General features: G+C 44.3%; 14 protein-coding genes. 10 read left to right on the forward strand and 4 right to left on the reverse strand.

Annotated elements, in window-relative coordinates; all coding sequences use genetic code 11:
• Window positions 1-36 precede the first annotated feature (36 nt).
• The 3 genes from GMES_RS01640 to GMES_RS01650 are packed head-to-tail and all read left to right on the forward strand — an operon-like array spanning window position 37 to window position 1,571.
• On the forward strand, window positions 37-384 hold the full coding sequence (locus tag GMES_RS01640; RefSeq protein WP_039986265.1) for a hypothetical protein: 348 nt from the start codon (window positions 37-39) through the stop codon (window positions 382-384).
• Window positions 385-403: 19 nt separating this feature from the next.
• Window positions 404-1,075: a C39 family peptidase gene (locus GMES_RS01645; protein WP_006990807.1), complete on the forward strand. Its 672-nt coding sequence runs from the start codon at window positions 404-406 to the stop codon at window positions 1,073-1,075.
• A gap of 13 nt (window positions 1,076-1,088) precedes the next feature.
• Complete coding sequence (locus GMES_RS01650) at window positions 1,089-1,571, forward strand: hypothetical protein (protein ID WP_006990808.1); 483 nt, start codon at window positions 1,089-1,091, stop codon at window positions 1,569-1,571.
• A gap of 112 nt (window positions 1,572-1,683) precedes the next feature.
• Here GMES_RS01650 and GMES_RS01655 read toward each other — a convergent pair whose 3' ends face one another.
• Together GMES_RS01655 and GMES_RS01660 are read right to left on the reverse strand one after the other, a co-directional pair.
• On the reverse strand, window positions 1,684-3,009 hold the full coding sequence (locus GMES_RS01655; protein ID WP_006990809.1) for a transporter: 1,326 nt from the start codon (window positions 3,007-3,009) through the stop codon (window positions 1,684-1,686).
• A 299-nt stretch (window positions 3,010-3,308) separates the two neighbouring features.
• A complete protein-coding gene (locus GMES_RS01660) occupies window positions 3,309-5,606 on the reverse strand; it encodes a TonB-dependent receptor (protein WP_006990810.1) in 2,298 nt (765 codons plus the stop codon).
• Between the two features lie 320 nt (window positions 5,607-5,926).
• Between GMES_RS01660 and GMES_RS01665 the strand changes: the two genes are divergently transcribed.
• From GMES_RS01665 to GMES_RS01690, 6 genes are all read left to right on the forward strand, one after another.
• Window positions 5,927-6,802 carry a cyclase family protein gene (locus tag GMES_RS01665; RefSeq protein WP_006990811.1) on the forward strand — a complete coding sequence of 292 codons (876 nt, stop codon included), beginning with the start codon at window positions 5,927-5,929 and terminating at the stop codon, window positions 6,800-6,802.
• 125 nt (window positions 6,803-6,927) lie between these two features.
• Window positions 6,928-7,839, forward strand: coding sequence for a 3-hydroxyacyl-CoA dehydrogenase family protein (locus GMES_RS01670; RefSeq protein WP_006990812.1), 912 nt, complete (start codon window positions 6,928-6,930; stop codon window positions 7,837-7,839).
• Between the two features lie 3 nt (window positions 7,840-7,842).
• Entirely contained in the window at window positions 7,843-8,775 is a 933-nt protein-coding gene (locus GMES_RS01675; protein ID WP_006990813.1) for a 3,5-dioxohexanoate:acetyl-CoA acetone transferase, read from the forward strand.
• Window positions 8,776-8,866: 91 nt separating this feature from the next.
• Window positions 8,867-9,211: a cupin domain-containing protein gene (locus tag GMES_RS01680; RefSeq protein ID WP_006990814.1), complete on the forward strand. Its 345-nt coding sequence runs from the start codon at window positions 8,867-8,869 to the stop codon at window positions 9,209-9,211.
• On the forward strand, window positions 9,211-10,011 hold the full coding sequence (locus tag GMES_RS01685; RefSeq protein WP_006990815.1) for an SDR family NAD(P)-dependent oxidoreductase: 801 nt from the start codon (window positions 9,211-9,213) through the stop codon (window positions 10,009-10,011). The genes GMES_RS01680 and GMES_RS01685 overlap by 1 nt, the downstream gene beginning before the upstream one ends.
• A gap of 79 nt (window positions 10,012-10,090) precedes the next feature.
• Window positions 10,091-11,560, forward strand: a complete 1,470-nt coding sequence (locus GMES_RS01690) for a sodium:solute symporter family protein (RefSeq protein ID WP_006990816.1) — start codon at window positions 10,091-10,093, stop codon at window positions 11,558-11,560.
• A 397-nt stretch (window positions 11,561-11,957) separates the two neighbouring features.
• Here the strand turns inward: GMES_RS01690 and GMES_RS01695 are convergent, their stop codons facing one another.
• Window positions 11,958-12,731, reverse strand: coding sequence for an IclR family transcriptional regulator (locus GMES_RS01695; protein ID WP_006990817.1), 774 nt, complete (start codon window positions 12,729-12,731; stop codon window positions 11,958-11,960).
• A 132-nt stretch (window positions 12,732-12,863) separates the two neighbouring features.
• On the reverse strand, window positions 12,864-13,271 hold the full coding sequence (locus GMES_RS01700; RefSeq protein ID WP_006990818.1) for a DoxX family protein: 408 nt from the start codon (window positions 13,269-13,271) through the stop codon (window positions 12,864-12,866).
• Between the two features lie 301 nt (window positions 13,272-13,572).
• On the opposite strand from GMES_RS01700, the gene GMES_RS01705 reads away from it, so the two are divergent.
• A complete protein-coding gene (locus GMES_RS01705) occupies window positions 13,573-15,306 on the forward strand; it encodes an RluA family pseudouridine synthase (protein WP_006990819.1) in 1,734 nt (577 codons plus the stop codon).
• The last annotated feature ends 50 nt before the right edge of the window (window positions 15,307-15,356 follow it).

Here is a 15,356-nt window from a genome sequence, read left to right on the forward strand (position 1 = left end):
AAATACGCCAGTAACTTATTAATAAGGATACGAGCCATGAAGATATTATCGAGAGTTACCTGTGTATTATCTATGTTACCGTTACTTTTATTGGTTTCATTTTGTGCAACTGCACAAGCAAATATAGATGAAATACTACCGGTTTTGCTTGAAGATTTAGAGCAAGAACGTGGCATGGGCGGTGTGGTAGATGTGACAAACAGCAGCCACTTAGAGGCTGTACTTACCAACAATTACAATTCAAATAGTGTGACCGGAAATAACACGATTGACCGCGGCTCATTCAATGAAGCGGCTGGTGTTTTTTCGATTATTCAAAATACCGGTAACAATGTCATTATTCAGGACTCAACCATTATCACAGTGACCATTGCCCCTAATTAACGGATGAATAGGTGTACACATGAGACTTTTACTTTGTTTGATAATGCTATTAACGACTTACCCTGTTTTTGGCGGCTTGGTAGATTTTAACGGCCAATTTTCGATTAAAGTTTTCAGTATTGCTGAGTTACGCTTTAAAACCATTTATAAACAGCAATACGACTTCAGCTGTGGCTCAGCCACGTTAGCAAGCTTATTATCGTTCCATTACGATGACCAAGTGAATGAATTAAGCGTGTTTAAAGACATGTTCGAACATGGCAACAAAGAAAAAATTAAGCATCAAGGGTTCTCCTTACTCGATATGAAACACTATCTATCCCGTCGTGGCTATAACGCAAATGGTTTCAAAATCACCCTTGAACAATTAGCCAGTGCGCAGCTTCCTGCCATTACGATTATCAATAACAACGGTTATATGCACTTCGTGATCATCAAAGGCAGTAATGACTCCGAGGTGCTAGTGGGAGATCCAGCAGTCGGTTTAAAGTCGATAAAAATAGATGCTTTTCAACAGATGTGGGGAGACCGAATAGTGTTTGTTATACAAGACCAAAAGAACATAGCCGTTAATCATTACAAGAACGATCAACAAAATGATCATCTCGTTAGGGCAAACTTAGGTTTGGCCATCGACCATGCCAGCCTAGGGCTATTTAACGTATTACAGCCCTCCAGCGTTGACTTTTAAGTGAAGGACTCATATGAATATGCCAGCAGCCATTCGCACTGTAACGACTCACTTTAGCGTTATTAGCGTACTTTTCTTGGCAATCTGCACCTATGGAACTCACGCCCTTTCGGCTAATGAATTCACTGCTCATACTCATTGGGAGCCAGTTGCAGAAAGCGCGTTAGCAGAGCTTCGCGCAGGGTTTGTGCTGGGTAATGGCGTGGTGGTGGATTTAAATTTTCAAAAAAGCATATTCAGAAACGGCGAACTAGCCAGTTATTCCTATTTTCAAACCCCGCAAGACTTTGCGTTACTAAGCAAAGACCAATTTTCTTTACAATCTATTTTGCCTACCAATACATTAAATACCGTATTACAGAACACATTGGATAACCAAACATTATCGGCAATAACCAATATTGATATAACAATAAAGAACCTAGAACATGCAAAACAAGCCTTTTCCCAAGAGCAGTTATATAACACTTACTTTAACGCCATAGCGCACCAATAACACCTACTAGCATTCAACGTTAATAAGTGATCACTCAGCGAGAGTGCAAAAGGGCTTGAACAAGGCGCATGACTGAATGAATAGGTGCATCTCGCGATTAAATTGGTGAAGACTAAAACGTCACCGGCAGTCTGAAGTTCAAACGTGTGTCTTGTGCATCATCCGTCACACCGATCGCCAATGAAAGACTCACGTTTGTGGAGGGCGAATATCGAAACGAATAACCGATAATCAATTGGCCAATATCAAGCTGGCTTCCGTCTATTTTTATATCGTTGATCTTTGATTTCAACACATGTTTATGAGAATAACTCAGACTCATGGATGCCCGTTCATTCAACGATACCCCAAGGCCGAAGCTGATACCTGCGCTGTCACCTGGGTCAACATTTCCTACCTCCTCGTCTGTGTCCATGTTGTATCCATAGCTTAAATTTCCAAAAAACACACCGGGATCAGTCGCATAAATTGCAGTAACACTAGGTTGAATACTCACATAACCCGAGCCTGTTGGCAGCTCTGTGGGAAATACCGCTCCAGGGGTCGATTGCATAAATTCAACGTCAAATGGGCTAGTACCAGTTGGAATAGTCGCCACAAGATTTGCGACAAAAATGGGGCCTCCGTCTTTTGGGTTATTAAGTTGATAACGAGTGGACACTTCAATGTCCCCTAGCCCATGACCGTCAGCATTAAAAATTTCATCCTCACTCACTCCTATACTGACAGGTCGTGACCGCTGGCTGTCGCTTCGTGCTAGATAAGGCACTTTTAAATCGACTTCCCAGCGCTCAGTTATTCCATAACGGGCTGAAATACTGCCGATAAAGCTATGTCGTTTAATTTCTCGCAGATCGATAAGGCCCACAACTAACGCAGGTATGAAAGAAAAAGCATCTAAGAAAACCCGATTGTTATCTGTATATGAATAGCCAAAAGAAGGCTCTAAGACGAATGTGCCTTTCCCTGATAACACACCGCTAAAGGTATCTCCTAATTCAGGAATGGCGCTGGCGTCAATCGTATTTGACGACTTAGGTGGGGCTTGACCAACGGGCTTGTTTTGCGCCACATTCGGGGTTGTTGATTGCGTTGGCATAGGTTGCTTAGGTTTCGCTGTTGATGTGTTAGTACCTGCCACATTGTACGGCGTACCTTTATTCGGGCTTTTATTTGAGTTTTTATCCGCCCCCGTTGCCTGACTATTGGCCATAAGGGCATTCACCATGCGCGTTAATGCTTCTATTTTCTCACCTTGCTTGGCTAATAAAATGCGCTGCCGTTCGAGTTCAGTCTCGTATTGATTAACGGGTTTAACGTCGCTCGGAATATTCTGTGCAGCATAACTTGTTGACGATGTACTTAGCCAAAAAGCCAGCGCAACTTTTGATAATGTGAAAGAAAAAAGAGGGTTTATGTTATTTTCTGCGTTTTCCATAACTAATCCTTTATTCGTTTACGAAAACATTTAAACCTTTACAATGTGTAAATTAATTTATCTTTCATTAAAAATAGTGAATGAGTGAATAAAACTCAAATTTTAATCTATCAAATCTCACACTATCGAATTAAATAATAAGATTGAATAACTAAAAAACAGAAGTATAAAAAAACACCCAATACTATTAGTTAATATTGGGTGTTATAAATTTTAACGCACGTAAATTAAAACGGCGCTTTATTAGCTCAGTAAAAATGACCCTTAAAATACCTTTGGTAATTTAAACTCTGTAGCGATTAAAAGAAATGGTAGCTCAATTGCAGTTTAATCGTACGTTGTGTATTCAATGTTTCTGACGTAATACCTTGATCTCCCGTTGGAGCACCTAAAATAGCGCCTATGGGTGCCGCCGGCGGCCCGCTAAAATCACTTGCCCGTTCATTTGTGAGATTCTGCGCCACCAACATCACTTCCCAAGTATCGTCGTTAGAATATAAACCTAGGGTAAAATCTAACGTGGTTAAACTATCTGACGCGTAAGTTTCATTTATTTGACTGAACATACTGTCTCGGTAGCGCACAGAGCCGCTTGAACGCAGATGCATATCCCAAGACTCGAGCTCACTGGTGTAGAGGTAACCAATATTGCCGGTCCACTTTGGCGCTTGCGCTAAATCGCTGCCGTCATCTTTATGGGTTGAATCGGCAAAGGTGAGCGCTCCATTTAATTGAATATCTTGGGTAACTTGCCATTTACTGTCAATTTCAAATCCTTTTGATTTCACATCTGTGTTCTGAGTAATAAAACTGGCACTGGTACCTGTGACTAAAAATGAGGTTTCTTGAAAATCATCGATGTCGGTATAAAACAAAGCAATATTAAGGTTCATGCTGTTGTTTAATAGCACCATCTTCGAGCCTACCTCATAAGTGTGCGTTTCTTCAGTCGCCACTCGTGCCCCGCCATCTTCAACGTTTAATGACGGATTTGCGCTGCTCACTTCAGCAGACTCTGCGAATCCTCCTGTCTTGCTCCCTAGACCATAGGAGCTGTAAACAACAGTATTATCAGACCACTCGTATTTCACACTCACATTGCCATTTAAAAAACTGTCATCAAATGTTAAGTCAGACTCAAACGGAGGATTCACCACCGTATTCCAAAGCGTTGCAAGCTCACCTTGAATGCGATCAAACTGTACGTCTTTGCTTTCATTTGTATAACGTAAACCACCAGAGACCGTTAATTTGTCAGACAGATACGCATCTGATTGAATAAACGCAGACAGCGTGTCTGTTTGCTGTTTGAAATCATTGCCGAAAGACCCATTAAACAACTGGCCTGCGTTATCCGGTGGAAAGTTGGGAGTATTATAAAATTGCTCCTCTAAAGAATCCCAATCGCTCTGAAAGTAAAACAAGCCCATCATATAATCAAAGTCGTCTCTCCCCTCTGAGGCTAATCGAAATTCCTGTGAAAACTGATCATAGGTTTCTGCCCGTTTAAAGTACGTGCTGTAATAGTCAACTTCACCTGTAGTGACGTAGGTCAACTCGTCAAAGGCATTGCCAAAGTCAAAGTCGTCATAAAATAAAATGTCGTATTCAGCGTAAGAGGTAATAGAGGTGAGCGTAAAATCATCCAGACTTTTTTCAACGGTTAAATTGAATGAATCAACGGAGGTATCGTGGTAACTCTCTTCGTTGGGGCACTGTGTACATACCGCGCTTTTGGTGTCATCTAGTTGCGCTTCACCGATGACAGCCAACACGTCATCGCTGAAATAATTACCGTTATCAACAAACTGATAACCATTGCCAATACGCTCACTGTCTGAGTGTTGATAAACCCCCGTCACGGTAATTGAATCTGTGGGTTCATATAGCGCCGTAATACGCAGCCCAGTGTCGTTATCTTCTGGCACATCTCGCCCAGTAGCTAGATTTTCAACCCAACCGTTTTGGTCCACATAATGGCCGGCTATGCGCACACTAAAATTATCAGCCAACGGCATATCCAGCCCGCCATCGACCGTCCAACCGTCATTGACGAACTCTCGAGCCACCTTTATATTCCCTTCGAACACATCACTGGGCTTTTTAGAAATAACACTTATGGCGCCCAAACTGGTATTTTTACCCAATAGCGTACTTTGCGTTCCTTTAATAACCTCAATGCGCTCTACATCAAAAAAAGCTGCTGAGTACATACGCCCTTTTCCAACGAACATACCATCCTGAAATAAGGCAACCGATTGATCAAAAGACTGTGTACGAGCAGGCGTACCTAAACCGCGCAATGTCAGTGCTAAGCCGTCATCGGGCGCACGTGAAAACACCATGCCTGGCACTAAATCTGCCATCTCGAACAAGTCATCGATACCATATTCATCAAGTAGGGCACCAGAAACAGCCGTTACCGTCGCGGGCACTTCTTGTAAGGTTTGCACCCGCTTCTGAGAAGTGATTTCAATCACTTCTAGCGCAGGCCCTGCTTGTGCTTGAGCGTCAGCTGTCTGGCCAATCGCAACCGGCGAGATAGCGCCTGCCAGTACCGTCAATAAACTCGCTGTTATTCGATTAATTTTTATCATTTTTATGTGCCCGTCCTGTTTTTTTTATTTGTGACTCGCTCTAAGCAGTTCAATTCAACCACTATGCGATATATGTGTATCGATCGATTTTTAAACTACAGGCCACTTTATGCAGTGTCAAATTAATGTTTATTTTTTGTTAAAAAAATAATTAACACATCAAAAACTCATTAAAATGTGAGGGCAAGTTACTGTTAAACAGGATAAATACAATGAATTAACATCTTAAGACACGAATTTAACTATTCGTTGACATATAAAAAATTCATTGTTAATCTCGGTTTTCGATACAGATGTACCACATAGCGAACAGGTGAAATATGAAAATTAATGACATAAAACGAGTCCACAAAATTCCTAAAGTTGATATGGATAAAATGATCGATGAGGAAAATAAAAGTAACGATACCGGAATGCAGTTTTACGACTTAACCCATGAATGGGGTTTGGGTCAGCCTTGTTGGCCTTACTTTGAAGATGTCAAAATTGAGCGTCTTCATGGTCATTCACGTTCAGGTGTATTAACGCAAAAAATTACCACGGTTATGCATTCAGGTACCCACATTGACGCCCCGGCTCACGTAGTTGAAGGCACCCCCTTTATGGATCAAATGCCACTGCCAAGATTTTTTGGTGCAGGTGTTGTGGTGTCTATTCCAAAGAAAAAGTGGGAAGTTATTACGGCTGAAGATCTCGAAAACGTTCGTCCAAAAATTCGTGAAGGCGATATCGTTATTATCAATACAGGTTGGCACCATACGTATGCTGATTCTGCCGAGTATTACCATTATGGGCCGGGGCTGTATCGTGAAGCAGGTGAATGGTTAGCGAAGAAGAAAGTCAAAATGGTCGGTATCGATGTACAAGCACTTGATCATCCCCTGGGTACGGCAATCGGTCCACATGGCACAGGCCCTCTTATTCCGCACCTTGAAGACGAGTACCGTGAATTCACTGGCGGACGTGGCATCAAAGAAGATTTTCCTGATTGGGAGCCTTGCCATAGAGCGCTGTTAAACAGTGGCATTTGCGGCATTGAGAACGTAGGTGGCGAACTAGACAAAGTCACTGGTAAGCGCTGCACCATTGCTGCATTCCCTTGGCGCTGGAAAGGCGGCGACGGTTGCATGGTGCGCCTTGTGGCTATGGTTGACCCCAAAGGCGAGTACCGTATCGAGCAAGGCGACACAGAGTAAACATGTCGAAACCGCGGGTTTATATGCCATGCACATAAATCCGCGTTGTGTCCCGATGTTGTTTCCCGATGCTTTTTCACTATGTAATACCTTACTGATTCAGTACACCAAGCAGGAATAAGACTATGTTCTCCTCATCTCACATTACGGTTATTGGCGCAGGGCTTATGGGCTGTGGCATCGCGCAAGTGTTTGCCAGTAAAGCAATACAAGTCACCTTGTATGATCCGATTGAAGGTGCCCGCCAGACTGCAAAGCAAAAAATCGCGGCCAATTTGACTGCGCTATCCCAATCTCTAAGTGCGCTTGATTTCGTTCACATAAGCGACAACTTAGAAACAGCCGTCGCCAACGCCAATTTTGTGATTGAAGCGGCACCTGAAAAACTCCCCTTAAAGCGAAAGATATTTACAGATATTCTGCGTTTTGCCCGTCCAGACGCCATTCTTGCCAGCAACACGTCAGTCATCCCTATCAAAGATATTTTTGAAGGCATGGACTGTAACGAGCGCATTGTTGGTTGCCATTGGTGGAACCCGCCTTATTTAGTGCCGCTTGTGGAGGTCGTTCAAAGCGAGCAGTCCTCTTTGGCTGCGGTTGAAAGCATGATGTCGCTGTTAGCCTTTGCCGGGAAAAAACCGGTGCATATCCAAAAAGACGTACCCGGTTTTGTCGGTAACCGCATGCAGCATGCCTTATGGCGAGAAGCGATAGCACTGATTAATGACGGGGTTTGCACGGCCGAGGGCATAGACACAGTAGTGAAAAATAGCTTCGGTCTGCGTATGCCGGTTCTTGGCCCTATTGAAAATGCCGATTTAGTGGGCCTGGACTTAACCTTGGACATCCACAATGTCATTTTAGCCAGCATTAACCGCGATACCGTCCCTTCTGACATCCTTAAAAGTAAGGTTGAAAAAGGCGAGCTAGGAATAAAAACCGGCCAAGGTTTCAAACATTGGACTGACGAAAGCGCCCAAACCCTGCGAGAAAATCTCAGCAAATATCTTGTAAATTCCGTGAATTCGAAAGGATAAATCATGAAAAAGAATAAAAAGGTCATTATTACCTGCGCAGTAACTGGCGCTATGCATACCCCTACCATGTCTGATGCGCTTCCTTTTACGCCAGAAGACATAGCCCAGCAATCTGTTGACGCCGCACAAGCCGGTGCATCGATTATTCATTTACACGCACGTAACCCAGAAAATGGCGAGCCTACGGGCGATCCAAAAGTGTATAAACAATTCTTACCTGCGATTAATGAGCGCACCGACGCAGTCATTAACCTCACCACGGGCGGCAGCCCTACCATGACGGTTGAAGAGCGTTTGTGGGCAGCAATGGAAGTTAAACCTGAAATGTGCTCACTCAATATGGGCAGCTTAAACTTCGCCATGTTCCCCCTAGCCGATCGTTACAAGTCTTGGAAATACAGCTGGGAAGAACCCTATGTTCGTAACAGTGATGACTTTATTTTCCGTAATACCTTTCGTGATATTGAAAAAATCATGAACATTATGGGCGACCATGGAACCAAATTTGAGCATGAGTGTTACGACGTGGGTCACCTTTATAATCTGGCTTACTTTGCCGATCGTGGCTTAATTAAACCGCCATTCTTCATTCAAACCATCTTCGGCATCATGGGCGGCATAGGCGCAGATGAAGATAATCTGATGTTCATGCGTAAAACTGCAGATAAATTGTTCGGCGACGATTACCACTGGTCCGTTTTAGCGGCAGGTAAAAATCAGATGCCCTTCTCTACCCAAGCCGCTCTAATGGGCGGCAATGTGCGCGTCGGTCTGGAAGACAGCTTGTTTATTGGACGCGGCGAACTCGCCACCAGTAACGCCCAGCAGGTCACCAAAATCAAGCGCATCCTAAATGAATTTTCGTTAGAAATTGCCACGCCAACAGAAGCTCGTCAGATTTTGAACCTCAAAGGCAAGAATAACGTCAGCTTTTGATACTGTCTGGCAATACTCAGGCCCGTGAGCAAGTCTCCCTAGCCTCAATCTATAAGAACGTTAGTCATATATATGACAGCAGGTGCAACAGATGAATATAACCAAATTAGAAGACGCCAAGCCTTATCAAGCCCCAGGCCACTTCGATGTTTGCGGTCTTCGCTTACAAGGCTGGGAGGCAAGTGACGCCGAAAATTTTTGGGTAGGACTCTCGCACTTTTTACCTGGGGGCGGAGCACAAGGTGATGTTTCCCCACTAGAAAAAGTTTACGTCGTCCTTGAGGGCTCAATCAGTATCACCCACGACAATAAAGAGTTCATTTTAGGGCCCTTAGACAGTTGTCGTATCCCCCCTAATGCCAAGCGTACACTTATCAATAAAACCAATAAAACGGTCAGCATGTTAGTGATCATGCCTTATCCGGAGAATAAATAATGAATAACTATCTTGTAAATCCAGCCAGTCTTTTTGATTTAAAAGGAAAGGTAGCACTTATTACAGGCGCCACTGGTGCATTTGGTCAAGTCGCCGCTCGTGTGATCGGCAACTCCGGATGCAACCTGTTACTCACTGGCGGCAACAAAGATGCACTGGAATCTTTGGCTGAATCCCTTAGGCAAGAAGGAATTCATGTTGCCACTCGTAACACCCGTCCAAGTACCCAAGAAGAATGCGATGCCATGGTGGAACAAGCAGTTTCTACCTATGGCAAGCTCGATATTCTAGTGGTGGGCTCTGGTGTAAATGACGTAGATCCCATTCAAGATTTAAGTACAGAACGCTGGCAAAAGGTGATGGATGCCAATGTGCGGGATTCGTGGTTGCTATGTAAGGCAGCGGGCAAACAGTTTATGAGCCAAGGCGGCGGTGGCAAAGTTGTATTGGTTTCCTCTGCGCGAGGCAAATTGGGTCACCCTGCGGGTTATTCAGCGTATTGCCCATCTAAGTCGGCGGTTGACGGCTTAACCAGAGCCTTGGGCTGCGAATGGGGGAAACACAACATTACCGTGAATGCTATCGCCCCCACCGTATTTCGCTCGAACCTAACAGCCTGGATGTTTGAAGACAACGAACCAGGCAAAAGTACCCGAGAAAACATTCTCGCTCGCATTCCTATGGGCCGCTTAGGTGAACCAGAGGACCTTGCCGGCCCCCTGCTTTTTCTTGCATCAGATGCGTCGAGCTTTCATACCGGGCATGTAATTTACGCAGACGGCGGTTACTCAGCAGGTTAGCATGGTGATGAAATTGCCATGCTGGGCACCCCAACTGGTCGCCCACACCCAGACTGTTAATAATAAGAAGAGCTATTTTATGAAAACCAGCATGTTGTTCATTGTTTTACTTTATGAAATTGTCACTATCTGCGGCGTCGCCCTTTGGTTGAAACGCGGAAAAAGTCAATCCGCGCATAATGACAGTGAGTTTGCGCTAGGCGGTCGCAGCCTACCTGTGGGAGTAGTAGCGGCCACCATGGCACTAACCGTGCTGGGCACGGCTCATATATTAGGTGTTTTTGAAATGGTCTGGGGCGTGGGCGCAGCTGCTATTTGGTTCAGTATCGCTCATGTTATTTTACTCGTTGTCGTGTGTTACAGCACGGGGCTGTGGGTACGCCGACTTAGAGTAACCACGGTACCAGAGCTGCTAGAGCACCTTTTCGGCAAAGGGATAAGAGTGCTCGTTTCCTGCGTCATGGCCGGGATCATTTTCGGTATTCTAACCATAGAGACCCAAGGGCTTGGCATTATCATTAATGCGATGACGGGCTGGGGTATCACCAATGGCGCCATAGCGGGTGGGGTTATCGGCATATTCTACGTTGTACTAGCCGGTATGAAAGAAGTCGGTTGGATCAACCTCATCAATGCCGTTGTGATGTATGTCGGGCTTATTCTCGCCACAATTTTTATGGCCTTGCGTCTACCCGGCGGTAATTTTGATTCAGTCGCTGAGCACTTCGTCTCACAAGACATGGATTACATGATATCCGTTTTCGGCAACTCACAAATTCTTATGACGTTTACCCTAGGCATGGTGGTCGCGGTACTTTTTAGCCAATCAGTGAATCAAATGCTATTACAAACGGCGATGTCCGCCAAAGATGAAAAAACCATTAAAAAAGCGCTGTGGATAGCCGCGCCAATTAATGGTTTATTTGGTGTTTTTGCGGTGGTTCTGGGTCTTACCGCGATGACTATTCCTGAATTTGCCGAACTCGGCCCAAAAAAGGCCGCCACACAAATGTTAGTAGAATATCTTCCACCTTGGTTAGGAGCATTACTGTTAGCCTCATTTTTAGCGGCCATTTTATCGACCTTCGCTATGACTGCGCTAAGCCCTGCCACCATTTTTAGCAATGATATTTACAAAGGGCTATTTAAGCCTGACGCGACCGAAGCGCAAATGACCAAAGTGACGCAAATCGCGATTGTGGTATTGGCCAGTATTGCCATTGCGGTAGCGTCGTTTTTACCGCCTATTTTAGCCGCAATGACTTGGTTATTTGCATGGCTAATACCGGTATTTTTCATCATTATTTTCGGCTTGTTCTGGCAACGCAGCGCACTGGCGGCGCTTATTACATTGGTCACCGTGTGGGCAGGTAATTTTTTATGGTCTTTTTCAGACATTGCTTTGAACCTTGGATTACTTAAAAGCAATGCAGTTATGGCATTAACTGCCTCCGTAGTAGTGGGATGTGTGGCTAATCTTATGATTAAAGGTGAAAAAGCTTACTTCAAAAGTCAAACTTACCTTGACCTAAAAGAAACAAATTATTAACATAAATTTTACAGGTGACTTATGTTCTGGAGCATATTTTCAACAACCCTTGTGATCATCGCACTCATTCTGGTGCTAGGTACTTTGGTCGCAAAATTTCTCAGTGAGTCTAGTTAGATAGACACAATAAAAAGAGGTGATTTATGGACACAGTAACAACATTTTGGATGGCTGGCGTGGTCTTTATGATGTTCGCATATGGCGCAATCGCGTTAAGTGGCTACGTTAAATACAAAAAATAACGCCACCCTATTTCTGGATGGGACACACTTCGTAAAAAAGGCCTGAGTCCGATACAATATCGACATCAGGCCTTGGTTGCCGCTTAGAAATGAGTCCAACTTTATGGGGTCACTTCACTATGGCGCCCTTTTTAATTGTAAATGGGTTTAACGGATTACATGGCGCCTTTACCCAAAGCTAACTCAATGGTGGTTTTATATTCACGCAACTGCTTAGCCAGTTGCTTTTTGTTGCGATTAAAACGCACAGTGGGAACCGGAATGGAAATCGCAATATTGCGTCCATAAGGGTCTTCAATCGCCACGCCGATTGCGCACACACCTTCGCAGTGCTCTTCCTTATCAAACGCTACACCATTCTTACGAATACTGGCTATTTCAGTGAGCAGTTGTTCAGTGCTAGTGATAGTTGAATGGGTCAAGGCTTTAATAGGATGAGCTTCGACAAAAGCGATAACCTCTTCGTCACTCATGGTGGCAAGCATCGCTTTGCCATTAGCGCAACTGTATATAGAAAAGGCATGTCCCACTGCAGAGACTGCACGTAGTTGGTGGGTATCAGTGGTGACCTGATCGATAAAGATCATGTTTTCAGCGTCTTGCACAGATAAATCCACAGTCTCCCCTACTTCATCTGACAAATTCTTCATGTGAGGTATGAGTACTCTGTCAATATCTGCCTTTGCCGCTGAGCCTAAAGACACGAGCCCCGGCCCTAAGCGCACGCGAGACGTAGGACTAGCTGCAATTAAAAAGCCTTCAGAAGCCAATGAGTTAACGATACGCTGCACGGTTGAACGCGCAAGTTTGACGTTCTTGGCGATAGCGCTCAGGCTCAACCCTTCTGGGTGCCCTTCAAGCGTTCGCAAGATGTTAGCGGCACGAGAGATTACTTGTATCCCTTGGCGCGAGCTAGGTTCATTTTCCATATGGTCACCTCGTATTAGTAAAATGAAAACACATAACTAAAATGTATCACGATACAATACATTACAACCAGTTTTATTGGCGCAAAAATGCATGTTATCAGCCTAGGTTAAAGTAGAGCGCACCGCTCCTAGCTATTTCCAACGGTTATCCAGGCTCATTTGGCCAGTACCTCGTGCGGCTAATATCAGCAATCCCGCCGTAATGGCCATATTTTTTACAAAGTTTTGCGTTTCGTGAGCAACATTGCCACCTTCGGGTAAGTTCCAAAAATTATGCATCAACAGACTAATAACCAAGGTTAGGCCGGCTAGTAAAAATGCTGCAAATCGGCCTTTAAAACCGATGATAATCGCCAGCCCAGCGGTTAACTGTATAACAATGGTCAGAAGTAAAAGCGGCGTTACAAACGGAACGTTATGATGCTCCATGTACTGACTCATGGCGTCAAAACTTACTATTTTTTGTAGGCCTGGCGCTATAAAATATAAGCCAAGCAGTAACCTACCCATTAGCAGACACGCGGTTTCAAACATATTCATTCGGTTTCCTTATTATTATTGTTAAAAGCCATTCAGGCACTGTTTCAAACGCACTGATAATACAGCATGCAAAGACGGATAAACTAGGAACGGTTACTCATTACTGGGCATTTTTTTATCGAGCCATAAGCTATCTAGAAAAAGCAGATGCTTGCAAGTCTGGTGGCTATATATTAGAAGCCCTTAACGTCGTATAAATGCGTCATAGTCCCTAAAGTAAAAGCAATGAATATGATAGACTTGCCGCTCTTTCACGCTAATACGCTAATGCTAAATCGATATAAACGATACCCTATCGCCAATGACATCTAATCAACCCTCTTGCTTTACGACGTTTTCTGCTGATGTTTCGGCAGATGTTTTATCCTCCACGTTACCCGAAAAATTTACGTTTCCATTTTACTACCAGCCCCACCCTTTGTGTCTGCTTGCTGCAAAAGAGCTGCAACAGCATTTGATGACCCAAAGTGATTGGTATCATAATTTCGGTTTAAGCGACGACCCTGCATTAATTATTGGTAAAATGTTCGGTGTATTGTTGGTCAAAAACCTTGACGGCGAGTTGGGTTATTTGAGCGCTTTTTCCGGCAAGTTAGCTGATCAAAATCACTTACCCAAATTTGTGCCTCCTGTGTTTGATATGCTGGCCTGCGATAGTTTTTTCCATCATGAGCGGCATGTGATTAAACAGCTCACGGCCCAGTTTGATGCTATTTTGCACGACACTGCATACCAAGTAGCCAAAGATAATTTTGCCGATACCCAAGCGAGATGCCTTGCTGAAATTGAACAAAAGCGTTTACGTGTTGTAGCTAATCGCGCTAAACGAAAAGCGCTACGAGACAACGCCACTGTCGAGTCAAATATTGCACAGCCACCTAGTGCCGAACCAGATGGCGCAGTGCATGATGCACTGCTCAAAACCTTAGCAGCACAAAGCATTGAAGATAAGCTTGAATTTACCCAAGACAAAAACGATTTATTGAGCACTATAGCCTTGGCTAAGAGCACCCTCGATCAGTTTGAACAGAAAATACAATCTCTAAAAAAGCAACGCAAAACCCTTTCAGCGCAGCTACAGCAGCGTCTTTTCGAGCAGTACCAATTTTTAAATGCGCTGGGCGATGAGAAATCGTTGGCCGCAATATTCAGTGACACAGTTATGCGCACGCCTCCTGCTGGTGCGGGTGAATGTGCCGCCCCTAAACTGCTGCATTATGCTTATAGTCATAATTTAGCCCCGATCGCCATGGCAGAGTTTTGGTGGGGAGCCTCCCCTAAATCACAAGTGCGCAAACACATGCAGTTTTACCCTGCGTGTATTGGTAAATGCCAACCCATTTTGAATCACATGCTTGAGGGGTTAATGGTAGAGGAAAATCAGCTCTTAAAAAACGCAGCTGACGACGAGCAAATAGAGATCATTTACCAAGATGATGAAATGCTTATCATCAATAAACCTGCCCAGTTGTTATCTGTACCGGGTAAGCATATCAATGATTCTGTTTATTCCCGCATCAAAGCAATGCTGCCCCATGCCACAGGCTCATTGATAGTGCATCGCTTGGATATGTCGACATCAGGTTTGATGGTCATCGCCTTAAGTACTGCTGCCCACAAGGTGCTACAAAAACAGTTTATCAGTAGGCAAGTCAGCAAACGCTATATGGCCCTTATTGATGGTATTTTAACTGATGAAGATGGCGTAATTACCTTACCTTTAGCCGGCGACTTTTATGATCGTCCCCGCCAATGTGTGTGTGAAAAAACAGGTAAGCCCGCTCATACTACTTGGCAAGTAATTGAGCGGCGCCACAAGACACTGCAAACCAAGGTCTTTTTGCATCCCAGAACAGGTCGAACCCACCAACTACGCGTTCATTGCGCCCATGAGCGCGGGTTAAACATGCCGATTGTGGGGGACGACTTGTACGGTACTCGCGCCCGTCGTTTACATTTACACGCCCAGTATCTGGGCTTGTTTCATCCGGTATCAAATCAGTGGCTTGAGTTTACTTGCGAACCTGATTTTTAAACTGCCTCTCCTTCGTATTTGCTAAAAGTCGATTATTCATAGCTAGAGCA

The organism is Paraglaciecola mesophila KMM 241, assembly GCF_000315015.1.
Classification (GTDB): Bacteria; Pseudomonadota; Gammaproteobacteria; order Enterobacterales; family Alteromonadaceae; genus Paraglaciecola; species Paraglaciecola mesophila.